Source organism: Citrobacter sp. CF971 (assembly GCF_006385635.1).
GTDB classification, from domain to species: Bacteria; Pseudomonadota; Gammaproteobacteria; order Enterobacterales; family Enterobacteriaceae; genus Citrobacter; species Citrobacter freundii.
Window position 1 is genome coordinate 417093 of the sequence record NZ_CP041051.1, and the last position, 24623, is coordinate 441715.

Annotated in this window: 16 protein-coding genes and 3 pseudogenes; 9 read left to right on the top strand and 10 right to left on the bottom strand. The window is 53.0% G+C overall.

Annotated elements, in window-relative coordinates; all coding sequences use genetic code 11:
* Positions 1–12: 12 nt before the first annotated feature.
* The 3 genes from actP to acs form a co-directional block, all read right to left on the bottom strand.
* The gene (gene actP, locus E6P06_RS05525) at positions 13–1662 is read right to left on the bottom strand and encodes a cation/acetate symporter ActP (protein WP_003031747.1); all 1650 of its coding nucleotides are present in this window, start codon (positions 1660–1662) and stop codon (positions 13–15) included.
* The gene (locus tag E6P06_RS05530) at positions 1659–1973 is read right to left on the bottom strand and encodes a DUF485 domain-containing protein (RefSeq protein ID WP_003031750.1); all 315 of its coding nucleotides are present in this window, start codon (positions 1971–1973) and stop codon (positions 1659–1661) included. The genes actP and E6P06_RS05530 overlap by 4 nt, the downstream gene beginning before the upstream one ends.
* Positions 1974–2210: 237 nt before the next feature.
* The gene (acs, locus tag E6P06_RS05535) at positions 2211–4169 is read right to left on the bottom strand and encodes an acetate--CoA ligase (RefSeq protein WP_139935027.1); all 1959 of its coding nucleotides are present in this window, start codon (positions 4167–4169) and stop codon (positions 2211–2213) included.
* Positions 4170–4602: 433 nt separating this feature from the next.
* Here acs and nrfA point away from each other — a divergent pair.
* The 9 genes and pseudogenes from nrfA (at position 4603) to gltP (ending at position 14102) form a co-directional block, all read left to right on the top strand.
* Positions 4603–6039, top strand: a pseudogene (nrfA, locus tag E6P06_RS05540) (ammonia-forming nitrite reductase cytochrome c552 subunit).
* 44 nt (positions 6040–6083) lie between these two features.
* Entirely contained in the window at positions 6084–6650 is a 567-nt protein-coding gene (nrfB, locus tag E6P06_RS05545) for a cytochrome c nitrite reductase pentaheme subunit (protein WP_003031758.1), read from the top strand.
* Positions 6647–7318: a cytochrome c nitrite reductase Fe-S protein gene (gene nrfC, locus E6P06_RS05550; protein ID WP_005132585.1), complete on the top strand. Its 672-nt coding sequence runs from the start codon at positions 6647–6649 to the stop codon at positions 7316–7318. The genes nrfB and nrfC overlap by 4 nt, the downstream gene beginning before the upstream one ends.
* Entirely contained in the window at positions 7315–8271 is a 957-nt protein-coding gene (gene nrfD / locus E6P06_RS05555; protein WP_139935028.1) for a cytochrome c nitrite reductase subunit NrfD, read from the top strand. The genes nrfC and nrfD overlap by 4 nt, the downstream gene beginning before the upstream one ends.
* 8 nt (positions 8272–8279) lie before the next feature.
* Positions 8280–9674: pseudogene (locus E6P06_RS05560) on the top strand (heme lyase CcmF/NrfE family subunit); the annotation flags it as partial.
* Positions 9675–9744: 70 nt separating this feature from the next.
* Positions 9745–10749 carry an IS110-like element IS5075 family transposase gene (locus tag E6P06_RS05565; RefSeq protein ID WP_094309343.1) on the top strand — a complete coding sequence of 335 codons (1005 nt, stop codon included), beginning with the start codon at positions 9745–9747 and terminating at the stop codon, positions 10747–10749.
* Positions 10750–10998: 249 nt separating this feature from the next.
* A pseudogene (gene nrfF / locus E6P06_RS27910) lies at positions 10999–11833 on the top strand (heme lyase NrfEFG subunit NrfF); the annotation flags it as partial.
* The gene (nrfG, locus tag E6P06_RS05580) at positions 11833–12444 is read left to right on the top strand and encodes a heme lyase NrfEFG subunit NrfG (RefSeq protein ID WP_139935029.1); all 612 of its coding nucleotides are present in this window, start codon (positions 11833–11835) and stop codon (positions 12442–12444) included. The pseudogene nrfF and the gene nrfG, both read left to right, overlap by 1 nt.
* 344 nt (positions 12445–12788) lie before the next feature.
* On the top strand, positions 12789–14102 hold the full coding sequence (gene gltP, locus E6P06_RS05585) for a glutamate/aspartate:proton symporter GltP (protein ID WP_003031773.1): 1314 nt from the start codon (positions 12789–12791) through the stop codon (positions 14100–14102).
* 104 nt (positions 14103–14206) lie between these two features.
* Here gltP and yjcO read toward each other — a convergent pair whose 3' ends face one another.
* The 7 genes from yjcO to E6P06_RS05620 form a co-directional block, all read right to left on the bottom strand.
* Positions 14207–14896 carry a Sel1 family TPR-like repeat protein YjcO gene (yjcO, locus tag E6P06_RS05590; RefSeq protein WP_003031775.1) on the bottom strand — a complete coding sequence of 230 codons (690 nt, stop codon included), beginning with the start codon at positions 14894–14896 and terminating at the stop codon, positions 14207–14209.
* 103 nt (positions 14897–14999) lie between these two features.
* Positions 15000–17147 (bottom strand): formate dehydrogenase subunit alpha, encoded by a 2148-nt coding sequence (gene fdhF, locus E6P06_RS05595; RefSeq protein ID WP_080602221.1) that lies wholly within the window; start codon positions 17145–17147, stop codon positions 15000–15002.
* A 205-nt stretch (positions 17148–17352) separates the two neighbouring features.
* A complete protein-coding gene (locus tag E6P06_RS05600) occupies positions 17353–18813 on the bottom strand; it encodes an MdtP family multidrug efflux transporter outer membrane subunit (protein WP_139935030.1) in 1461 nt (486 codons plus the stop codon).
* Positions 18810–20849: a multidrug efflux transporter permease subunit MdtO gene (mdtO, locus tag E6P06_RS05605; RefSeq protein ID WP_139935031.1), complete on the bottom strand. Its 2040-nt coding sequence runs from the start codon at positions 20847–20849 to the stop codon at positions 18810–18812. Before mdtO ends, E6P06_RS05600 begins: the two co-directional genes overlap by 4 nt.
* Positions 20846–21880 (bottom strand): multidrug transporter subunit MdtN, encoded by a 1035-nt coding sequence (gene mdtN, locus E6P06_RS05610; RefSeq protein ID WP_121540661.1) that lies wholly within the window; start codon positions 21878–21880, stop codon positions 20846–20848. The genes mdtO and mdtN overlap by 4 nt, the downstream gene beginning before the upstream one ends.
* 19 nt (positions 21881–21899) lie before the next feature.
* On the bottom strand, positions 21900–22175 hold the full coding sequence (locus E6P06_RS05615) for a YtcA family lipoprotein (protein WP_139935032.1): 276 nt from the start codon (positions 22173–22175) through the stop codon (positions 21900–21902).
* Between the two features lie 216 nt (positions 22176–22391).
* Positions 22392–24377, bottom strand: a complete 1986-nt coding sequence (locus E6P06_RS05620) for an alkyl/aryl-sulfatase (RefSeq protein WP_044714894.1) — start codon at positions 24375–24377, stop codon at positions 22392–22394.
* Positions 24378–24623 lie beyond the last annotated feature (246 nt).

Here is a 24623-nt window from a genome sequence, read left to right on the forward strand (position 1 = left end):
GAGAGGGGGAGGTTAGTGCGCGCGACCTTGTTCTACGCCGTACCCGGTCTGGGAGCGGATGAACTGAGCACGGAACTGCTCGCGTTCGCGGTTGCCTTCTTCTGAGTTGTCGGTAGCAGAGAAGAACCAGATCCCGAGGAACGCTATGCTGATGGAGAACAGCGCTGGATATTCATACGGGAAAATGGCTTTTTCGTGACCGAGGATCTGGACCCAAATGGTTGGGCCGAGAATCATCAATACTACCGCTGTTAACAGACCTAACCAGCCACCCAGCATTGCGCCACGGGTGGTCAGACGCGACCAGTACATGGAAAGCAGGATGATCGGGAAGTTGCAGCTGGCCGCGATGGCGAACGCCAGACCCACCATGAAGGCGATGTTCTGGTTCTCAAACAGCACGCCGAGCAGGATGGCTATCACACCCAGTACCAGTACGGTGATTTTTGACACCTTCAGCTCTTCACGTTCGGTTGCGCCTTTGCGGAATACGTTGGCGTACAGGTCGTGAGAAACTGCCGAAGCGCCAGCCAGCGTCAGCCCGGCAACCACCGCCAGGATGGTGGCAAACGCCACTGCAGAGATGAAGCCGAGGAACAGGTTACCGCCCACCGCATTCGCCAGGTGAACCGCCGCCATGTTGTTACCACCGATCAGTGCGCCTGCAGCATCTTTGTACTCTGGATTAGCACCTACCAGCATGATCGCGCCAAAGCCGATGATAAAGGTCAGGATGTAGAAATAACCCATAAAACCGGTGGCATAGAATACGCTCTTACGCGCTTCGCGGGCATCGCTGACCGTGAAGAAACGCATCAGAATATGCGGCAAACCTGCTGTACCGAACATCAATCCAAGACCTAACGACAGGGCGGATATCGGATCTTTTACCAGACCGCCCGGGCTCATAATCGCGGAGCCTTTCGGGTGTACTGCCATCGCTTCAGTGAACAGGTTGTTGAAGCTGAAGCCGACGTGCTTCATTACCATGAAGGCCATAAAGCTGGCGCCGAACAGCAGCAGAACAGCTTTAATGATCTGTACCCAGGTGGTTGCCAGCATGCCGCCAAACAGAACGTACATCATCATCAGTACGCCAACCAGTACGACGGCGATGTGATAGTTCAGACCAAACAGCAGCTCAATCAGTTTACCTGCGCCGACCATCTGGGCGATCAGATACAGCGCGACCACCACCAGGGAACCACAGGCCGACAGAATACGGATTGGACCCTGCTTCAGACGATAAGAAGCAACGTCAGCAAAGGTGTAACGACCGAGGTTACGCAAACGCTCAGCAATCAGGAACAGGATAATTGGCCAGCCGACCAGGAAGCCGAGTGAGTAAATCAGCCCGTCATAACCGGAGGTAAATACCAGCGCGGAAATTCCAAGGAACGATGCCGCCGACATATAGTCGCCCGCAATCGCCAGCCCGTTCTGGAAACCGGTGATGTTACCGCCGGCGGTGTAGTAGTCATTACGCGAACGTACGCGCTTAGACGCCCAGTAGGTAATGCCGAGCGTAAAGATGACGAAAATCAGGAACATGACAATCGCCTGCCAGTTGGTTGGCTGGCGTTGGACTGCACCGCTAATAGCATCCGCCGCGTTTGCGGCGAAGGGCAGCGTGGCGGCAAGCGCCGTCAGAACTCTCTTCATGATGCTTTAACCTCGTGCAGAACCGCATTGTTCAGGCGATCGAATTCACCGTTTGCCCGCCAGATGTAGATCCCGGTCAGGATGAAGGAGATGAGGATCACTCCGACCCCAATCGGAATACCCCGGGTGACGCTGGTTCCCGCGTGGAGCGGCGTACCCAGCCAGCCAGGCGCAAAGGCAATCAGTAAAATAAAGCTGATATAAACTGCCAGCATGATGATGGACAGAATGGTGGCAAACCGTTGCCGTTTTTCTACTAACTCCCTGAAACGCGCACTGTCTTCTATCCGCTGATAAATTTGGTCATTCATCACAGAGTCTCCAGAGATACCCCCTTCGTCTTTAACGCCGCAGGTGCGTTGGCCGCACTCGCCCACCCCAGTCACATAGTGAACTATGCTCCTGGGGATGTGCTCGCTTGCCGCCTTCCTGCAACGCGAAATCCTTTGGGGGAGGGTTTTTATATTTCCCTCCCGGTCAGGGGAGGGGTAGGGATAGGATTTGTAGGCCCGATAAGCTGCGCGCCATCGGGCATTTCACAGTTATGGTTATGATGGCATCGCGATGGCCTGCTTCTCTTCGAGCAGTTTCTCCACGACGCCAGGATCGGCGAGGGTCGAGGTATCGCCCAGATTGCTGGTATCGCCCGCCGCGATTTTACGCAGAATACGGCGCATAATTTTGCCGGAGCGGGTTTTCGGCAGTGAGTCGGTCCAGTGCAGCACGTCTGGCGTTGCCAGCGGGCCAATTTCTTTACGCACCCAGTTGCGAACCTCGGCGTACAACTCAGGTGACGGCTCTTCACCGTGATTCAGCGTAACGTATGCGTAGATCGCCTGGCCTTTAATATTATGCGGAATCCCCACCACCGCGGCTTCGGCAATCTTCGGATGCGACACCAGCGCCGATTCGATTTCAGCCGTTCCCAGACGGTGGCCGGAGACGTTCAGCACATCGTCCACACGTCCGGTGATCCAGTAATAGCCATCTTCGTCACGGCGCGCGCCGTCGCCGCTGAAGTACATATTCTTGAAGGTAGAGAAGTAGGTTTGCTCAAAGCGTTCGTGATCGCCAAACAGCGTTCTCGCCTGGCCCGGCCACGAGTCGGTAATCACCAGATTGCCTTCGGTCGCGCCTTCCAGCGGATTACCTTCGTTATCGACAATCGCAGGCTGTACGCCAAAGAATGGACGGGTTGCAGAACCGGCTTTCAGTTCGGTGGCGCCCGGCAGCGGGGTGATCATGAATCCACCGGTTTCAGTCTGCCACCAGGTATCGACGACCGGGCATTTTTCGTTGCCGATCTTCTTCCAGTACCACTCCCATGCTTCCGGGTTGATCGGCTCGCCAACTGAACCCAGGATACGCAGTGACGAACGGTCAGTACCTTCAATCGCTTTATCGCCTTCCGCCATCAGGGCGCGAATGGCGGTCGGTGCGGTATACAGAATATTGACCTGATGCTTGTCCACAACCTGCGACATACGCGCCGGGGTAGGCCAGTTTGGCACGCCTTCGAACATCAGCGTGGTTGCGCCGCAGGCCAGCGGACCGTACAGCAAGTAGCTGTGCCCGGTTACCCAGCCTACGTCAGCGGTACACCAATAAATATCGCCCTGATGGTAGTCAAACACGTACTTAAAGGTGGTGGCGGCGTAGACCAGATACCCGCCGGTAGTGTGCAGCACGCCTTTCGGCTTGCCGGTTGAGCCGGAGGTATACAGGATAAACAGCGGATCTTCCGCGTTCATCTCTTCCGGCTGGTGTTCTGAGCTGGCCTTCTCGATAAGATCGGACCACCACAGGTCGCGATCTTCCTGCCATTCCGTTTTTCCACCGGTACGTTTGAGAACGATCACATGTTCAACGGTTTTCACATTTGGATTTTTCAGCGCATCATCGACGTTCTTTTTCAGTGGGATAGCGCGCCCGGCGCGTACGCCTTCGTCGGCGGTGATCACCAGGCGTGAATTGGAGTCGATAATACGTCCGGCGACGGCTTCCGGTGAGAAACCACCGAAGATGACCGAATGCACCGCGCCAATACGGGCACAGGCCAGCATGGCGACCGCAGCTTCCGGCACCATCGGCATATAAATGGCCACCACGTCACCTTTTTTAATGCCTAAATTCAGTAGCGTATTGGCGAAACGGCAGACATCGCGATGCAACTCGCGATAGGTAATGTTTTTGCTTTGGGTTGCGTCATCGCCTTCCCAGATGATGGCGGTACGATCGCCGTTTACCTGCAGGTGGCGGTCAAGACAGTTTGCGGCCAGATTCAGAGTGCCGTCTTCGTACCATTTAATCGACACGTTGCCTGGTGCGAAGGAAGTGTTCTTCACCTGGCTGTACGGCTTGATCCAATCAAGAATTTTTCCCTGTTCGCCCCAAAATGTGTCGGGTTCGTTAACGGATTGCTGGTATTTCTCTGCGTACTGCTCCGGATTTATCAGGCAACGATCCGCAATGTTTGCGGGAATAGCGTGTTTATGTATTTGGCTCATGGCTTTTGTTCTCCTTGTAGGATGTTAATAATATGTCTCATAAACGTTAAATGTAGGGGCTTTGAGAGTTTTGTTTAGTATTTGCGCGGCAGATCACGCAATAAACGAATTGTGCAAATTAGCGACAAACTGAATTTTGAAGGGAGTTAGCAAAATTGACTAAATCTCGCGATAACATGTGGTTATCTAAAGGATTGTTGAAAAGGTGATCTGTCTCTGAATTAGACAAAAGAGGGTGCAATCAAAGGGAGTTACTAACTCTAAAGTGGTATTTTACATACACTTACAATTGATTAAAGACAACATTTTCAGTGTGGTTTCTTGTTACAAATAGGGTGGAGCAATGTCATGACAGTATTCGTGTGGTTGCTGTTATGGAAAACAATAAAAGAACCGCCATTGCAGATAATGGCGTCATCTGGATGAGACCCCTATGGCAAGGATAAAATCACGCGTACGCCGTTTCTTCAGCCTGTTAGTACCTTTATTATTTATCTCTGCAGTTCACGCTGAACAAACCCCCGTACCCGCAAAAACCGTCACCGTTGAAGCGAAGAATGAAGTCTTCGCCCCTCAGCATCCCGATCAATATCTCTCCTGGAAAGCCACGTCTGAGCAATCAGCCCGTGAAGATGCGCTGGCAGAAGATCCTCGTCTGGTGATCCTGTGGGCGGGATATCCCTTCTCGCGCGATTACAACAAACCGCGCGGGCACGCGTATGCAGTGACCGATGTTCGTGAAACCTTACGTACCGGCGCACCCAAAACGGCAGAAGATGGTCCGTTGCCGATGGCCTGCTGGAGCTGTAAAAGCCCGGATGTGGCGCGTCTGATCCAGAAAGACGGTGAAGATGGCTACTTCCACGGTAAATGGGCGCGCGGCGGTCCTGAAATTGTTAATAATCTTGGCTGCGGCGATTGCCATAACACCGCGTCACCAGACTTTGCCAAAGGCAAGCCAGAACTGACGCTGTCGCGTCCTTATGCTGAGCGCGCGATGGAAACCATCGGCAAACCGTTTGAGAAAGCCGGTCGCTTTGACCAGTAATCCATGGTCTGCGGCCAGTGCCACGTGGAATACTACTTCGACGGTAAAAACAAAGCCGTTAAGTTCCCGTGGGACGACGGCATGAAAGTCGAGAACATGGAGAAGTACTACGACACCATCGCCTTCTCTGACTGGACCAACTCCCTGTCTAAAACCCCGATGCTGAAAGCGCAGCACCCGGAGTATGAAACCTGGAGCGCAGGCATTCACGGCAAGAACAATGTGACCTGTATCGACTGCCACATGCCGAAAGTGCAGAACGCGGAAGGCAAGATTTACACCGACCATAAGATTGGTAATCCGTTCGATAACTTCGCTCAGACCTGTGCGAACTGCCACACCCAGGACAAAGCGTCCCTGCAAAAAGTGGTCGCCGAGCGTAAACAGGCCATTCATGACCTGAAAATCAAAGTTGAAGACCAGCTTGTTCGTGCGCACTTCGAAGCGAAAGCCGCATGGGATGCGGGTGCGACCGAAGCGGAAATGAAGCCGATTCTGGAAGATATCCGTCACGCGCAATGGCGTTGGGACCTGTCTATCGCCTCACACGGTATTCACATGCATGCCCCGGAAGAAGGTCTGCGGATGCTGGGTAGCGCAATGGATAAAGCCGCTGACGCACGTACCAAACTGGTCCGTCTGCTGGCGACCAAAGGCATCACGCATGAAATCCCGTTACCGGATATCTCTACCAAAGAGAAAGCCCAGGCGGCGATTGGTCTGAACATGCAGCAAATCAATGCTGAGAAGCAGGACTTCATCAAAACGGTGATTCCGCAGTGGGAAGATCAGGCGCGTAAAAACGGTCTGTTAAGCCAATAACCCCATTTCGCCCCGCAAGGGGCGGATAACTCAACGGAGTGAATATGAGCGTATTACGTTCGTTATTAACTGCTGGGGTGCTGGCGTCAGGCTTGTTATGGAGCCTGAGTGGAATCACTGCCACGCCAACGCCGCAGGAGTCGGATCAACGCTGGACGGTTACCCAACAGCGTAATCCGGATGCCGCCTGTCTGGACTGTCACAAGCCGGATACCGAAGGCATGCATGGTAAGCATGCGGAAGCCATCAACCCGAATAACAAACTGCCTGTCACCTGCACCAATTGTCACGGCCAGCCGTCACCGAACCACCGCGAAGGGGTGAAAGATGTGATGCGCTTTAATGAGCCGATGTACAACGTGGAGCAGCAGAACAGTGTCTGTATGTCCTGTCACCTGCCTGAGCAGTTGCAAAAAGCGTTCTGGCCGCACGATGTCCACGTAACCAAAGTGGCGTGTGCCAGCTGTCACTCACTGCATCCGAAGCAAGACACGATGCAGACGCTGAGCGATAAAGGACGGATCAAGATTTGCGTCGATTGCCACAGCGATCAACGTAACAATCCGAACTTTAACCCGGCGTCGGTTCCGTTGCTTAAGGAGCATCCATGAGTTGCTCTCGTCGCCAGTTTATCACCGGCGTCGGCGCGCTGGTGGCAGTGAGCGGGACGGCGGGGCGCGTTGTGGCGAAGACGCTGAACATCAACGGTGTGCGTTACGGTATGGTTCATGATGAGTCTTTATGCATTGGCTGTACGGCCTGCATGGATGCTTGTCGGGAAGTGAACAACGTGCCGGAAGGCGTATCGCGTCTGACGATTATTCGCAGCGAGCCGCAAGGGACGTTTCCTGATGTGAAATATCGTTTCTTCCGCCACTCGTGCCAGCATTGTGACCATGCTCCCTGCGTTGACGTCTGCCCGACGGGGGCATCGTATCGCGATGCCGCCAACGGCATTGTGGATGTGAACCCGGACCTTTGCGTTGGCTGCCAGTACTGCATCGCCGCGTGTCCTTATCGTGTGCGCTTTATCCATCCGGTGAGCAAAACGGCGGATAAATGCGATTTCTGCCGGAAAACCAACCTGAAAGCGGGCAAACAGCCCGCCTGCGTTGAGTCATGTCCGACGAAGGCGCTGACGTTTGGTAATCTGGACGATCCTAACAGCGATATCTCCCGCTTGTTGCAGCAGAAAACCACCTACCGTTACAAGCTGGCGTTAGGCACAAAACCGAAGGTCTACCGCGTTCCCTTTAAATTTGGGGAGGTGAGCCAATGACATCCGCTTCTGCATTTCATTTCGAATCACTGGTGTGGGACTGGCCCATTGCCATCTATCTGTTCCTGATTGGCATCTCAGCCGGACTGGTTACGCTGGCGATTCTGCTGCGTCGTTTCCATCCGGAGGCGGGCGGTTCAGACAGCACGCTGCTGCGCACCACGGTGGTGTTAGGGCCGGGGGCGATTATCCTCGGTCTGTTAATTCTGGTGTTCCACCTGACGCGTCCATGGACCTTCTGGAAATTGATGTTCCACTACAGCTTCACTTCGGTGATGTCGATGGGGGTCATGCTGTTCCAGTTGTACATGGTGGTGTTAGTGCTGTGGCTGGCAAAAATCTTTGAAAAAGAGGTGATTGCCCTGCAACAGCGGTTCGTGCCGCGACTGATGATGGTGTCAAAACTCCTGACGCTAATCACGCCGTTCCATCGCGCGCTTGAGACGCTGATGCTGGTGCTGGCGGTTCTGCTCGGGGCGTATACCGGGTTCCTGCTGTCGGCGCTGAAATCCTACCCGTTCCTGAATAACCCGATCCTGCCGGTGCTGTTCCTGTTCTCCGGGATCTCCTCCGGTGCGGCGGTGGCACTGATCGCCATGGCGTTACGTCATCGTAGCAATCCGCACAGTACGGAAGCGCACTTTGTGCATCGCATGGAAGTCCCGGTCGTATGGCTGGAGATCTTCCTGCTGGCGGCGTTCTTTGTTGGTCTGGCGCTGGGCGATGACGGCAAAATGCGTGCGCTGGCGGCGGCACTGGGCGGCGGATTCTGGACCTGGTGGTTCTGGCTTGGCGTGGCCGGGCTTGGGTTGATACTGCCGATGCTGCTAAAACCCTGGGCCAACCGCAGTTCGACGTTTCATGGCGTGCTGGCAGTGTGCGGCGCTAGCCTGACCGGCGTACTGCTGCTGCGCTTTTTTATCCTCTATGCGGGTCAGCTAACCGTTGCGTAAGGTGATATCTGGACGTTCTCCTTCCTGAAGCCGGTTTTCTGGCGCTGTTATTAAGCCTCGGGGTCAACGTGTTGACCCCGCTTGCCGTGTTGGTAGGTGTCCGCCAGCGTTGGCAGGGGGTGATGCGCCTGGCAAGCGTGGGCGTGTGGACGCAATTTGCCCTGCTGCTACTGGCCTTTACCATTCTGGTATTCTGCTTTTTGACCAGCGATTTTTCGGTGGTCTACGTTGCCCAGCACAGCTACAGCCTGCTGCCGTGGGGATTAAAACTGGCGGCGGTGTGGGGCGGTCATGAAGGATCGCTGCTGCTGTGGGTGCTGTTTCTTTCCGCCTGGAGCGCGCTGTTTGCTCTTCACTATCGGCGTAATACCAACGCGCTGTTTCCGCTGACGCTCAGTGTCCTTTCAATGATAACGGCCCTGCTGCTGCTGTTTGTGGTGGTATGGTCCGATCCGTTCGTGCGTATCTTTCCGCCAGCCATTGAAGGACGCGACCTTAACCCGATGCTGCAACATCTTGGGTTAATCCTCCATCCACCGCTGCTGTACCTGGGTTACGGGGGATTAATGGTGGCTGCAGGCGTGGCGCTGGCCTCGCTGCTGCGCGGTGACTTTAATGCGCAGAGCGCCTGGGTGTGCTGGCGCTGGGCGCTGCCCGGCTGGTGCGCGCTGACACTGGGGATTATCCTCGGCTCCTGGTGGGCCTACTGCGAGCTGGGCTGGGGCGGCTGGTGGTTCTGGGACCCGGTAGAAAACGCTTCCTTATTACCCTGGCTTTCCGCCAGCGCGCTGCTACATAGCCTGTATATCACGCGCCAGCGCGGGATCTTCCGCCACTGGTCGCTGCTGCTGGCGATCGTCACGCTGATTTTATCGCTGCTGGGGACGCTGATTGTGCGTTCCGGCATTCTCGTTTCGGTGCATGCTTTCGCGCTGGATAACGTTCGTGCCGCGCCGCTGTTTGCGCTGTTTACCGTGTTGAGTCTGGCTTCGCTCGGGCTGTACGCCTGGCGGGGCCAGCAAGTCCGGCAGAATGCTCGTTTTGGCGGTTGGTCACGCGAGATGCTGATTCTGGTTGCGCTGCTGCTCTTTAGTGCAGTGCTGCTGATTGTGCTGATTGGCACGCTCTACCCGATGATTTACGGGCTGTTCGGCTGGGGGCGGCTTTCCGTGGGCGCACCGTACTTTAACCGCGCTACGCTGCCCTTTGGCCTACTGATGCTGCTGGTTATTGTGCTGGCAATGGTCAGAAGCCGCAAAGTGTCTTTCCGCATCCAACTTCCGGCACTGCTGGCGCATACCGGAGTGCTGGTGTTTGCGGCGGGGATCGTCTTTTCCAGCGGGAGTCGTCAGGAGATAAGCCTGAACCTGAGCCCTGGGCAGCAGGTTGAACTGGCGGGTTACATTTAATGAGATGGTCACTCCCTCCTTCCCAGTACTATGCTGAGGACAGGCTTTCATTCGGAGAACCATCATGGAAAACGTTGCGCTTATTGGTATCGATCTGGGTAAGAACTCTTTCCATATTCATTGTCAGGATCATCGTGGGAAGGCCGTTTACCGTAAAAAATTCACCCGACCAAAGCTAATCGAATTTCTGGCGACATGCCCGGCAACAACCATCGCGATGGAAGCCTGTGGCGGTTCTCACTTTATGGCACGCAAGCTGGCAGAGTTAGGGCATTTTCCAAAGCTGATATCACCGCAATTTGTCCGCCCATTCGTTAAAAGCAACAAAAATGACTTCGTTGATGCTGAAGCTATCTGTGAAGCAGCATCACGTCCATCTATGCGTTTCGTGCAGCCCAGAACCGAATCTCAGCAGGCAATGCGAGCTCTGCATCGTGTCCGTGAATCCCTGGTTCAGGATAAGGTGAAAACAACTAATCAGATGCATGCTTTTCTGCTGGAATTTGGTATCAGCGTTCCGCGAGGTGCTGCCGTTATTAGTCGACTGAGTACCCTTCTTGAGGACAGTAGTTTGCCTCTTTATCTCAGCCAGTTACTGCTGAAATTACAACAGCATTATCACTATCTTGTTGAGCAGATTAAAGATCTGGAATCTCAGTTGAAACGAAAGTTGGACGAAGATGAGGTTGGACAGCGCTTGCTGAGTATTCCCTGCGTTGGAACGCTGACTGCCAGTACTATTTCAACTGAGATTGGCGACGGGAAGCAGTACGCCAGCAGCCGTGACTTTGCGGCGGCAACAGGGCTGGTACCCCGACAGTACAGCACGGGAGGTCGGACGACATTGTTAGGGATTAGCAAGCGGGGCAACAAAAAGATCCGAACTTTGTTGGTTCAGTGTGCCAGGGTATTCATACAAAAACTGGAACACCAGTCTGGCAAGTTGGCCGACTGGGTCAGGGAGTTGTTGTGTCGGAAAAGCAACTTTGTCGTCACCTGTGCTCTGGCAAACAAGCTGGCCAGAATAGCCTGGGCACTGACGGCGCGACAGCAAACTTACGAAGCATAAAGGCAGAAATACACCAGTTTAAACAATCATTCATCTGGTTTTGCGAATACTGATATTGATGATACTAACGGCCCACCGGCCTGTTGAGGAACCTGTAAAACGGAAAGGCTCATTGAAGCCGTATATTTTCTGGAGGTTCATCAGGCGCGGAACTCATCGAGGCGCGGGAATAAAATCCCATTCAGACGCCGGATAGATTCAAGCAAGCCAACTTGTCGTCAAAATCGGTGTTGCAAAAACGGGAGTGACCATAGATTCCGTTTTGAGCGTCTCGACCTGGAAGCCAAAGGTAACTACACCAGTGAAAAAGCGCAGATCACGCTGTGGCACAATGAGAAACGCATTGGCAGCCTGCAACCTGAAAGGCGCTTCTATGCCGCGCGTCGTCAACAGATGATGGAGCCGGGGATCCGCTGGAACCTGATGCATGACTGGTATGCGGTAATGGGTGAAAAAACCGGACCAGACCGTTATGCCATGCGCTTGTACGTGCAGACCGGCGTGCGCTGGATTTGGGGTGGGGGACTATTAATGGTCTTTGGCGCGCTGCTGAGCGGATGGCGAGGAAGGAAACGCGATGCGTAAATTAATCACAGCGTTGCCGGATGGCGGCGTAAACGCCTTATCCGGCCTACAAGGTGCGCAAACCGTAGGCCGGATAAGCGCAGCGCCATCCGGCAGAAAGTTATTACTCCTAACGCTCGTCCTGTTTTTCATTACTTTCGCTACGCATGCCCAGGTTGTGGATACCTGGCGCTTTGAAAATCCGCAACAGCAGGAACAAGCGCTGTCTATTGCCAGCCAGCTGCGTTGTCCACAGTGCCAAAACCAAAATTTGCTGGAATCCAATGCGCCGGTAGCGGTCAGTATGCGCCATCAGGTTTACAGCATGGTGGCGGAAGGGAAAAGTGAAGCCGAGATAACCACCTGGATGACCGAGCGTTACGGTGACTTCGTTCGTTATAATCCGCCGCTGAATGAACAAACGCTGCTGCTGTGGGCGTTGCCGTGCCTGTTGTTGTTGCTGGTAGGTGTAGTGGTCTGGCGAGTGAGAAGACGTCAGCATACGGAGGAAGGTGAATAATGAGCCAGTGCGAGCCGCTGTTACGCCCAATGCCCGTGAAGCGGCTGACCGTTGCGGCAGTACTGATGGTTGTGGCTTGCATTGGAGGCTACCTGTTGACGCCAAAATGGCAGGCGGTTCGTCAGGAGCAGACGCGACTGGCGGACCCTTTACATGCTTTCTCTGATGAAAATATTCAGGAAAAACAGTTGCTTTTGCTGCAATCGCAGATCCGAGCCAATCCACAGGACGGCGTGAAATGGGCGCAACTCGGGGAGTACTATCTTTGGCAAAACGCGTATCATAATGCGCTGCTGGCCTACGAGCAGGCGCTGCGTGTCGGCGGTGAAAATGCTGAGATCTATTCAGCGATGGCAACGGTATTGTATTACCAGGCCGGACAACATATGGCGCCGCCCACTCGCGAGATGATTGATAAGGCCTTGGCGCTGGACCCGGCAGAGGTCACCGCGCTGATGTTGTTAGCCTCAGATGCGTTTATGCAGGCAGACTACGCCCAGGCTATTTCAGTTTGGCAAAAAGTTATGGATTTAAACTCGCCGAGGGTGAACCGGGCACAGCTCGTTGACTCTATTAATATGGCGAAGTTGTTGCAGAATCGGCAAAAATAAATTTGTTTTATTTGTGATTTGTATCATTTTGCCTGTTTAAAAAACAGGCAAACGAACAGGTGAGCGAAAAAAACTCACGCTATGACTTCTTCATTTTTGAACATATTAAAATTCTTTTATAACAAAAAGTTATTCATCAATACCGCGATAAAATTGCATTTTTATGCATAAATTCAGCCAAAAGCCCTGTTCTTAGAGGGTTGCGCGGAATGCCATGCAGATGATAATGATAATAAGCGTTAAAAAACTCCATAAACGAACGCAACACAATTCATACCCTTTCAGTATGTACTATTCCCACACACCGCATGTGGAATAGCGCTCCATCGAGGAAGTCCGTTGTTATGAAAAATTTGAAAGTCAGCCTGGCATGGCAGATTCTAATCGCCATGGTGCTGGGCATTCTGCTAGGGAGTTACCTGCATTACCATAGCGACAGCCGCGAATGGCTGGTGGTCAACCTGCTGTCTCCGGCGGGCGATATCTTTATCCATCTGATCAAAATGATCGTCGTGCCGATTGTTATCTCCACGCTGGTGGTTGGTATTGCCGGGGTGGGTGATGCAAAACAGCTGGGCCGTATTGGCGCCAAAACCATTCTCTATTTCGAAGTGATCACCACCGTAGCGATTATTCTTGGCATCACGCTGGCGAATGTTTTCCAGCCGGGTTCCGGGATTGATATGTCGCAACTGGCGACCGTGGATATTTCGAAATATCAAAATACCACCGCAGAAGTGCAGAGCCACGCGCATGGCCTGATGGGCACGATTGTGTCGCTGGTGCCGACTAATATCGTCGCGTCGATGGCGAAAGGCGATATGTTGCCGATTATCTTCTTCTCGGTGCTGTTTGGTTTAGGCTTGTCTTCACTACCAGCAACCCACCGCGAGCCGCTGGTGACTGTGTTCCGCTCGATTTCAGAAACCATGTTTAAAGTGACCCACATGGTGATGCGTTATGCGCCAGTCGGTGTTTTTGCGCTGATTGCTGTGACCGTCGCGAACTTCGGTTTTGCCTCCCTGTGGCCGCTGGCGAAACTGGTGCTGTTGGTGCATTTTGCCATCCTGTTCTTCGCGCTGGTGGTGCTGGGGATTGTGGCGCGTATCTGCGGTTTGAGCATCTGGATCCTGATCCGCATTTTGAAAGATGAGCTGATTCTGGCTTACTCTACCGCCAGTTCCGAGAGCGTACTGCCGCGTATTATCGAGAAGATGGAAGCCTATGGCGCACCGGCTTCAATCACCAGCTTTGTGGTGCCGACCGGCTACTCATTCAACCTTGATGGTTCAACGCTGTACCAGAGTATTGCCGCGATCTTTATTGCGCAGCTGTATGGTATCGACCTGTCGCTGTGGCAGGAAATCGTGCTGGTGTTGACGTTGATGGTGACCTCGAAAGGGATTGCGGGCGTGCCGGGCGTCTCCTTCGTGGTACTGCTGGCTACGCTTGGCAGCGTGGGGATCCCGCTGGAAGGCCTGGCGTTTATTGCCGGTGTTGACCGTATCCTCGACATGGCGCGTACCGCGCTGAATGTGGTGGGGAATGCGCTGGCGGTGCTGGTTATCGCCAAGTGGGAGCACAAATTTGACCGCAAGAAGGCGCTGGCTTACGAGCGCGAGATGCTGGGTAAATTTGATAAGACCGCTAATCATTAATTAATGAAAGATTGCCGGATGGCGCTGCGCTTATCCGGCCTACGGAAGACGGTGAACTGTAGGCCGGATAAGGCGTTTATGCCGCCATCCGGCAATGCAAACCATTACCCGTTTGTTAACTTTTCAAACTCTTCACAGCCGGTATCGAACCCTTCCATACAGCTCAGATTCAGCCAGTGTAGCGCCTTCTGTTTATTCTTCACGATAAAACCCTGCTCGCCGTTTAAGAACATCATTCCGGCCCAGTACTCGGAATAACCGGTGCGGGAGATGGCGGAGCTGCGTTTGAAATACCATGTCGCTTTTTCATCGTCTGCGGGGATCCCCACGCCGTTGGCGTAAATCAGCCCGAGCAGCATTTGCGCGTCGACGGCGGAGTCATTTTCCAGATCTTCAGAGGCGTTTTGCAGCAAGGTAATGGCTTTGGGGTAATCTGTGTGTCCTGCCTGGGTGTTGACCAGTATCCGCGCCAGGGTCAGTTCTCCCGCTTTACTGCCCGCTTTGGCTGCCTTTTCCGCCAGCGTTTTGGCCTGGGGGTAATCCAGACTGACCGGATTCGTAATTTTGATTTGCGCCAGGAGCGCGCAGGCGTCGGCATCGCCATTGTCGGCGGCTTTTTGCGCCCAATACTCGGCTTTGCTCAAATCGCCCGAACTGAACCAGGTATCGGCAAGAAAGTACTGTGCGCGACGGTCCCCTGCCTCAGCGGCCTGTAAGTACTGGCTTCCTGGCTCAGTATCACTGGCATGGGCAAAGAATGTCATAAAGAACATCAATGCAATGAGTTGTTTCATTTTGAGTTTTATTTAGGGTACGGAATGAACAGTATAAAGAGATCGTATGGATAAAAAAACAGCCTCCGGGCGGAGGCTGTTGCAGAACAGGTACGTAAACGGACTAACCCATCGCGCTTTCGCGCAGACTGGCTTTCAGCTTGTTGTACTCATCAATAACATACTGCTCGGCAGCGCGCTGATCGGCAATGCGTTCAACGTTAACGGCACAGTACTTATACTCTGGCGTTTTGGTAATCGGGCTTAAGTTCTCGGTTACCAGCTCATTACATGCGCCAATCCACCACTGGTAGGTCATGTAAATCGCGCCTTTGTTTGGACGATCGCTGACTGCCGCACGGGTAATGACCCGACCTTTACGCGAGTTAACCCACACCAGTTCTTCGTCCTGGATGCCCAGGCGTTCTGCGTCGGCGGTGTTGATCTGGGCATAGCCCGGTTCATCCGCCAGCGCGGCCAGCGCCGCACAGTTACCGGTCATCGAACGGCAAGAGTAGTGGCCGACTTCACGCACCGTAGACAGTACCATTGGGTACTCTGGGGTGAGTTTGTCGATTGGCGCTACCCAGTCGCAGGTGAAGAACTGCGCCAGGCCGTTCGGGGTGTCGAACTTCTCTTTAAAGAGATAAGACGTCCCCTGATCGGCTTCTGAGGTGTCGCGGCAAGGCCACTGGATATAACCCAGCTCGCCCATTTTCTCGTAAGTGGCACCGTAGAAATCCGGGCACAGATGACGCAACTCGTCCCAGATTTCCTGGGTGTTGTTGTAGTGCATCGGATAGCCCATACGGGTGGCGATTTCACTGATAATCTGCCAGTCCGTTTTCAGATCCCACTTCGGCTCAACGGCTTTAAAGAAGCGCTGGAAGCCACGGTCAGCCGCGGAGAATACGCCTTCATGCTCGCCCCATGACGTAGACGGTAAAATAACGTCTGCGGCCGCGGCGGTTTTGGTCATGAAGATATCCTGCACGATGACCAGTTCCAGATCCTCAAAGCCTTTGCGCACTGCGGAGAGTTCAGCATCGGTCTGTAATGGATCTTCACCCATGATGTACGCCGCGCGGACTTCGCCATGCGCAGCACGGTGCGGCAGTTCGCTGATGCGATAACCGGTATGTGCAGGAAGACTTTCCACGCCCCAGGCTTTAGCGAATTTCTCGCGGTTTTCCGGGAACTTAACGTACTGATAGCCCGGATAGGTATCCGGCAGCGCGCCCATATCGCATGCGCCCTGAACGTTGTTCTGACCACGAACCGGGTTAACGCCCACGCTTGGCTTACCGAGGTTGCCGGTCAGCATTGCGAGGCTGGTCAGTGAACGCACGGTTTCCACGCCCTGATAGAACTGGGTAACACCCATACCCCACAGGATAGCCGCGCTTTTTGCCGTGGCATACATACGTGCAGCCTGACGAATATCCTGCGCGCTAACGCCAGTGATATCTTCGACGGACTCCGGCGTGTAACCTTCGACAATCTTGCTGTACTCTTCGAATCCTTCCGTACGGGAGGCGACGAACGCCTGGTCGTACAGTTTTTCTTCGATGATGACATGACCCATGGCGTTGAGCAGCGCGATGTTCGAGCCGTTTTTCAACGCGATGTGCATGTCGGCAATACGCGCGGTTTCAATTTTGCGCGGATCGCATACGATGATTTTCGCCCCGTTACGTTTAGCGTTAATCACGTGATTCGCCACGATCGGGTGGGAATCCGCCGGGTTATACCCGAAGATGAACACTAAATCTGTGTTATCAATTTCATTGATAGCATTACTCATTGCGCCGTTACCGACCGATTGGTGCAGACCTGCAACCGATGGGCCGTGTCAGACGCGAGCGCAGCAGTCAACGTTATTGGTACCAATAACGGCGCGCGCGAATTTTTGCATTACATAGTTGGTTTCGTTACCCGTACCGCGAGATGAACCGGTCGTCTGAATAGCGTCCGGGCCATACTTCGCTTTGATGGCGCTCAGACGAGTGGCGACGTAATCAAGCGCTTCATCCCAGGAAACAGATTCCAGTTTGCCGCCACGCTGGCGACGGATCATTGGGGTTTTCAGACGAGGGGTCAGGATCTGGGTATCGTTGATAAAATCCCAGCCATAGTAGCCCTTCAGACACAGAGTACCCTGGTTGGTTTTCCCCTGCGCCGCTTCAGCCCGGACGATTTTGCCGTTATCGACCACCAGGTTGATTTTGCAACCTGATGCGCAATATGGGCAAACCGTGACGACTTTTTTCATCGGTCTCGCTCCAGTTAATCAAATCGCGCATACGCGCTTGTCGTTTTTGTTATGCATCTTTTATGCCATGTTTTTATCAGGGGCATTCATCGATATTACGGGCGAATTTTGCGCAAAACCCTGACGAAAAACAGGCTGTCGTCATATTTGACGTGACGAAAGAAAATGCCGCGTGACGGATATCACGCGGCGAGGTCGGAGAACGCTACTTCTTGTTAGCAGGGGCTTGATAACCTCCGCCAAGCGCTTTGATGAGTTGAATATTCTGCATGAGTCGTTGGGTATCTATGACCAGGAGCGACATATCTTCTGCGATCACGGGTAATTTGGCCTCTGTTGCCAGCAGGCGACTGCTCAGGCCTCGCTGGTAAGCCGCGTCTGCTGCTGCTTGCGTGTAATGCGTGGCATCTACGCGTTCCATCTGCATTACCCGTTGTTCATTGAGCGTTTGCAGACGTGTTCCGTTAATCGCGACATCGCGCACTGCATTGAGCACCGACTGGTTGTAGCGCTCTATCATCATATTGCTGGTTGCGCGGGCGCCTTCCAGATTGGCATTCAGACGACCTCCGTCAAACAGCGGTAAACGCAGGCCGGGGATGAAGTTGATCTGCCTGCTGGTGCTTTTGAACAGTTGATCGATATGGATAGCGTCTAAACCGAAGAAGACTTTGATATCAAAGCTCGGATAAAACAGGGCGCGAGCGGCCTCGACCTGGTTCAGCGAAGCCTGCACATACCAGCGCATAGCCTGCAAGTCCGGACGCCTGGCAAGCAGGTCGTAGGAGAGCGTTGCGGGTATTCCTGTATCGACAGTTGGCAGTGCGACCGGTTTGATTTCAGGCAGATCTTTTGCGCCGGCACCGATCAGCGCCCGGAGTGATTCCCGAGTTTCTTTGATTTGTCCTTCAACCGCGACGATTTGCTTGTCCACTGCCAGCAATTGCGCACGTGCGCCATGGTACGGTACTTTTGCTTCCAGCCCGTGAGCGACCTTACTCTGGTGGGCCTTCACGGCATAATCAATCACATCGTGGGTCTGCTGCAACAAATCAAGCATCTGGTAGCTGGCTTGCATACTGTAATACAGCTGCGCGACGCCGGTCGTCAGGGAGAGTTCCACTGCTGCTGTTTCGGCAAGCGCGGCATTTTGTGCGCCAATAGCTGCCGCGACAGCGGAACGATGCTCGCCCCACAGGTCGAGATCCAGTCCGGCGACCAGACCAATCGTCGCTTCAGTGTAGTAGGGGCCGTCCATCCCTAATCGTGGCGCATCCAGTGCGTAGGGGCCGAGGAAGCCGTTGGCAGACGCTCGCTGGCGGTTAATCATGCCCAGCGCTGCCATCTGGAGCTGAGAACGCCCTTCCAGCAGTTCAGTCTGCGACTGCGCTTTCTCTTCACGCAGCTTCACTTCGGCGAGGTTATGGGAGCCAGACAGCGTTGCTTCAATAAGCGAGTTTAGCTGTGGGTCGTTAAACTGCCGCCACCACTGTGCCTGTGGCCATCCTGAGCTTGCCAGATGAATGTCTTTAGCCAGTGAGATCTGCTCAGGCTGTAATTGCGGATGTGGTGCAGAATCTTTGCGGATCAGTGCACAGCCGGAAAGGACCGTTGCGCCGCTGAGTATGCCGCAGAGGAGTAATCGAGGGAGATATCGGTTCATTATTGGGAGGTTCCTTGCTCCTGCTCGCTTGCTGGTATTAGCGTCGGGTGAGTCCAGTCGGGTAAACAGGTTATCTGCTGTATGATGCAGCGCTCCTGTTTGGGTAACGTTGGTAAAATGTCTTGAGATGGGGACAGGTTTTCAATCGACGGCGGAAGGCTGGATGCTGTCGCCAGGTCGGCTGCGTATTTTTCCAGCGCATCGGCCAGGTGTGTTGCGCTCTCCAGCAATACCGCGTTATCCAGCGTCGGGGCGTCATTTCGGGTGGTATCCCAGGTATAGAGAATGTCACGGCCCAGGTGAATAACGCGCTGACTACGTTGAATAAGCGCTATGCGTTCATCGCCGGGGAGTTGGCGTTCCAGCGCGACCCTCTCGCACATTTCATCACAGGCGTTAAACGTCGCATGGAGACCAATACGCATCTGAAGATAAGTGCGCATGAGAACAGCATCCTGCTGACGTGGGATCCGCAGTAATTTGCTGAGCAGTCCCAGCGAGCTTGCCAGTTTTTGTGGCAGCGCTTTGGCTTCGCTTTCCGGCCAGACAAAGGTGTAGATCACCGCGGAAACAAGAGTGCCGATCAAAATGCCGAAGGCGCGATCGCGGATTTCCACCAGGTCGTAGGTTGGGCCAAAGACGTTTTCAAGTGTTGCCAGCGCGAAGGTGACGACCATTTGGGTTCCGATATAAGAGGAACGTTCTGAGCCGGTGGCAATCCAGGCACCCATCAGAAAAAGTGGCGCCAGCACCAGGAGAAGTTCGACGATATTGTCCAGCCAGGGCATGACAAAAATCGTCATCAGCAGGGCCAGAATTGCGCCGAAAAATGCGCCGCCGAAGCGCAGTGCCATCTTCTGGTATGACGAGCCGATACTGGGGTTCGCGACAATAATGCAGGTCAGCATACAGGTGTGAATGCCTTCCCAGTCGGTACCGGAGTAAAAGACATAGCAAATCAGACATGCCAGCAGTGTTTTTAACGCGTAGCGAATATAGCCTGGGTTGGTGAACGCGTCAGATACCATTGAGGGCGGTTTAGCGACAGGAGCTGGCGGCGTATTAGGGTCCATGTGACCAAGCTGTAGCAGGGTTTGGCACAGGGGTTCCAGGCCGCATTCGCGGGCCGTTGTGGCTTCTGCCTGACTGAGTTCCCATTCACTTTGCCAGGGCATACCTCGAGCAACCGCATCTTGCAGTGCGGTTATTTCACGGCACAGTTTCTGCTGGAGATCGCGGGTTGCCGGGTTATGTGCCGTGAAATCGTAGCGATTGAGCGTAGTGTACAGATAGGTGGTTGTGGCAACGCAAGCCTGCCACCAGGCACTTTTTTCTCGCCAGTCTGCGTCATCTGCCAGACAAAAGATGTTCAGCTTTTGCAGCGCCAGCACTTCTCGTTCGATGTATTTTTCCGCAAGCGGTGTTGTCGGTGCCGTCAGGTGATTGAGGGCATCACCCAGCCTGGCACGCAGGGCTTCGCGCATTTGGTTGACAGCGCGGCTGGGAAACCACAAAACGGCGGTCAGCGTCATCAGTAGCGTGGGGTACAGACCAACGACGATGCACCATAACGTCAGGCGAACGACGACCTCGGGGTAGTCGAGCATGCCGGGGAAAGATTGCCCGTATATTGCAACAATCGACACGGCAAAGAAAACCAGCCCCAGACGATGGGTTCGCATCAGGAACATGCAGGCCAGAACGATCAGGCTGGCAATGATCAGACGGACCAGAGGGTAGCTATAAGACCATTTGTAGATCAGAAATAAACTACCTATCTCTAATGCTGTGGCGACGACGAAGAGAATCGCCACGAATTTGGTATAGAAAGCATTGGACTGGATACCATAAAAGAGTACGGCAAGCGAAAGCGCCAGGAAGGGGATCTCATAGGTCATCGAGATCAGTACCACCAGCAGGCAACCCGCCCAGAGCTGCATGATTTGTGGGAGTCTTCCGGGACGTTGTTCGCTTAATTCTTCGTGAAAAAACGCCAATAGCCTGACCAGTGGCAGAGGCAAACAGTTAAGTGCTTTCATTTCTGTGGCTCAAGGGTAGCAACCGCCGATGCGCCGATGCGAAACATCTCTTCATCCGGTTTATCTACCACGATTTTTACCGGGAAGCGTTGGGCAACGCGAACCCAGTTGATAGAGCGGGAAACTCGCGGCAAACCGCCCAGCACCATACCGCCATCATCAGGTAATACACCGTAGCCGATTGAATCCACTTTACCGACAAACACTTTGCCGCTGTCGCTCATCAGGCGAACATTGGCTGGTGTGCCTGCATGGATATTTTTCAGCTCTGTTTCGCGAAAATTGGCGATTACGTACCAGTGACGGGTGTCAATCAGGGTAAAAATGGGTCGCATGGCGGAAGCAAACTGCCCGACGGAGGTTTTTAATGCCACCACGCGGCCATTGAAGGGTGCGCGTACTGTTGCCATTTCAAGATGCAGTTTGGTCAGGGCGATATCGGCTTCTACGGCGATGCGCTGAGCTACCAGGGCATCAACGCCACTCACCGCGCTGGCAGCCTGCTGCGCCTGTAATAACACCGCATTAAGATCTGCCGCTGAGGCGCGTTGTGCCGTTCTGGCGCGATCAACATCTTCCGCGGAGACAAAACCTTCCGTCAGTAGTGGTTCGGTACGGCGCAGAGTATCGCTGGCTTGCTTAGCGGCTGCTCGCGCTTTTTCTACCGTAGCCCGTACGGAGTCAGCACCATATTGTTGTGCATCTACGCTGCGCTGGGTCAGCATGATCTGTTTATCCAGAGCGGCGAGCGACGCTTGTGCTTTTGCCAGATTCGCTTCATAGATACGGGGATCGATACGAAACAGCACATCACCTTGCTTGACCTGCTGGTTATCGGAAACAGCCAGTTCGACAATGCGACCACTGACTTCTGGCACGACATCGATGGTGTCGGCTGAGGCGTAGGCGTCATTGGTCGCGGGTGAGCTATCCAGTTTCCAGATGACGAAGACCAAAATAACCAGCGCAAGTACCAACAGCATCAGCGCGGGAAGTTTGTTACGCGGAGCTTTTTTCGACGAGCTTTCCATAGGGGCGTCTCAAAATAAGTTAGAAAAATACCAGCCAGAACAGCATGGAGTAGAGGGCAAAAAGGGCGGTATAAATAATCCCGATAAGGGCCAATCCGCTATATTTATGCAGAATAACTTTTCGGGTTATGAGCGTCAGGATGACACCGCCAATAAGGCAGAACAGCCAGTCGGGATAGTAAGCACCGATGACCGGAATGGCGGGAGAGAACTTGCATCCTGTTAATAATGGCAGCGAGAGGAACCAGCCTATTATTCTCAGCGGTATCACAATGCTGGAGTTAACCGTTTGCATAACAAAATACATCCTGTTTATCGCGAACAATATCATGAGTGAATATAAAAATATAAAGCGTCAGCAGTATGGCAATTTTTTAACGAGATAAAATATCTTTGCATGCCCACCGAGTTCATAATTCATTTATTTATTCTATTGTTTTTGCGATCGCACATTGTTGTGTGAATAAATATGCTTCCAGAGATTGAAAATATCTCTGGAAGCGGCTTGTTATTAATTGGGTGTAACGACATTAACCCACAAATCAAATTGATCCAGCATCGCTATCACTTCATCCAACTTCGCGGCTTTGCCAATCACTTTGACTTTCTTCGCGTGTACCAGATCGCTCATTTTCACCTGGCCTGTCAGCACGTCGTGTAGATCTGTACGGCTGATATAGAATGAAGTGTCGGCATCTGGTTGCAGGGTCTGACGATGATTGAGCACGCTGTTGTTGAGCGTCAGATTCAGGTTCTCGCCTTTGTCCAGGTTGAAGTTCAGGCTGATGTGTTTACCTGATGCTTTCTCACTGTCCAGACGAACGGCCATGTAATCGAGCAGCATTTCTACGCTCATGCCGTTGATGGTGTCCGGGGAATTGGTGGTGCCGTGTGTAAATTTACGCACGCCTTCACGCAGTTCTTTCGCGCCGGTGAGGTAGAAACCGCGCCAGGTGGCGGACTCGGCCTGATAGCCCAGCTGTTCAAACGCATTCGCTTGCAGATTCTTAGCCGCCTGGTTGTCTGGTTCAGCGGAAATCACGTGCTTGAGCAGTTCTGACGTCCAGCGATAATCACCCTTGTCATAGGCTTCCTGAGCCAGCTCAATGGTCTGTTTTGCACCACCCAACGCTTTGACGTAGCGTTTACCCATATCTGTCTGTCCGTAAGGATCCAGATTTGCCGGGTTGCCGTCGAAGTAGCCGAGGTAGAAGTTGTAGACCGCACGCGCGTCATGGCTGACCGAACCGTAGTAGCCACGACTGGCCCAGTTATTGGCGAGCGTTGGTGGTAGTTGAATCATGTTGCCAATCTCATTCATCGTATAGCCTTGGTTAGCCATATTCAGAGTTTGATCGTGGATATACTTGATGGTGTCGCGATATTTACCGATATAGTCGTTAATATGCTGATTACCCCAGACGGGCCAGGTATGCGGCATAAACAACACTTCTGCCTGGCTGCCCCACATATCAAGTGTTTCGTTCAGATACTCGGTCCATTTGCTGGTATCGCGTGTTTTTGCACCGCGTAGCGTATAGAAGTTATGCAGCGTGTGCGTCGTATTTTCTGCCGTACAGAGCGCTTTGAGCGCCGGAATATATAAGTGCATTTCGGAAGGCGCCTCGCTGCCTGGCGCCATCAGGAAATCGAACTCCAGGCCGTCGATGACTTTTTTCTCACCGGTTTTGATGATTGATTGGGTTGGGGCAATGATAGTCGGCAGACCTGTTGTCAGCGTGACGCCCAGACCGTTGCCGATATTTCCTTGTGGGTTACGAGGCAGAAGCAGGCCGTAGGAGAACAGAGCACGGCGACTCATAATATTGCCCAGCAATACGTTTTCGCTGATGGCTTCTTCCATAAAGCCTGCCGGGGCGAGAATCTGCACTTTGCCAGATATCACGTCATTTTCAGAGACAATGCCTTTCACACCGCCATAGTGATCGGTATGGCTATGGGTATAAATAACGGCAACAATCGGTTTTTGCGGACGATGTTGATAGTAGAGGTCCAGGCTGGCTTTTGCTGCCCCAGCGGTAACCAATGGGTCGATAACGATAATACCTGTATCACCTTCGATAAAAGTGATATTGGAAATATCCTGGCCGCGTACCTGATACATCCGTTCAGTGACTTTAAACAAGCCCGAAATACCGTTGATCTGCGACTGTCGCCATAAGCTGGGGTTTACTGTTTCTGGTGCAGGGGCATTGATATCAAACTTATAATCTTCTGCGCGATAAAAGGGTTTTCCGTCGGCATTTTTAAGAATACCTTGGTTAGGCAGTGGTGCGATAAAACCACGCTGCGCATCGTCAAAATCCTGGCGATCGGCAAAAGGTAATGATGTTAAATAACGCTGATTCTGTTGCTTTGTATATTGTGACGCTGGTTGGGATGATTCACTGGCAAATACAGGATTAACTAATATTCCGGTAGTCGCGACCAATGCAATAAAAATCCTGCTCAGGCGGAACGGCTGAGATTTATTCATATGAATCTCCATTTATCATATGTACTGTGAATTTATTAAAATGGTAAATGTCGCTGCTTTAATTTTGTCATTATCATAAGTTCGAATGGTTTATTTTAAAGAAAGGAAGTGTGATCTGCGTAGTTATTCTTATTAGGTATTTGTGCCCAAAGTGCTGAGCAGAGGAAAACCTATTATGTTTACTGAATAGTGTGACAAGGATTATATTTTTATCAGATAGATCATGTGTGCTCTTTCACTTCGCCT